Source organism: Streptomyces malaysiensis subsp. samsunensis (genome assembly GCF_024519315.1).
Lineage (GTDB): Bacteria > Actinomycetota > Actinomycetes > Streptomycetales > Streptomycetaceae > Streptomyces > Streptomyces malaysiensis.
Genome location: NZ_JANIIC010000253.1, coordinates 1 through 613 on the forward strand (window position 1 = coordinate 1; position 613 = coordinate 613).

The window sequence follows — 613 nt, forward strand, 5'->3', positions numbered from 1 at the left end:
TTCTTGGTGCGGCCGGCGGACTCGTGGTGGCCGGGACAGACCCCGGCCCAGGAGGCGAGGTGACGGGCCGAGGCGAACCGGCTCATGTCCCCGCCGGTCTCCGCGATGATCACTTCGGCGACCGCCCGGTTGGTCCCGGGGATGGTGTCGAGCAGGTCCAGGGCGCCTCGAAAGGGGGCTATCGCCTTCTCGATCCGTTTGTCCAGTCGCCTGATCATGGCGGTGAGCTGGTCGTACTGGTCCAGATGCAGGCGGGTCAGGAACGCGTGGTGCTCGCGGAAGCGCCCGGTCAGGGCCTGGGTCAGTTCGGGGATCTTGTTGCGGAGCCTGCGCTTGGCCGGGTCCGCGAGGAGTTGCGGATCGTGTTCCCCGGCGATGAGGGCTTCGAGCATGGCCCGGCCGGAGACGCCCATGATGTCGGAGGCGACCGCGGAGAGTTTGATGCCGGTGTCCTCCAGCAGCTTCTCCATCCGCTGGACCACCCGGCCGCGTTCACGGGTGGCGGTGGTCCGGGCCCGGGTCAGGTCCCGGAGTTCACGGACCGGCTCGGGCGGCACGAAGGAGGGCCGCACCAGGCCGTGGGCGCCGAGCTGGGCCAGCCAGGCCGCGTCCG

Annotated in this window: 1 protein-coding gene; it reads right to left on the minus strand. The window is 70.6% G+C overall.

Annotation, left to right across the window (positions count from 1 at the left end; genetic code table 11):
• A partial coding sequence (locus tag NQU54_RS48755) for a transposase (protein WP_257636680.1) occupies positions 1-613 on the minus strand: 613 nt, incomplete at both ends.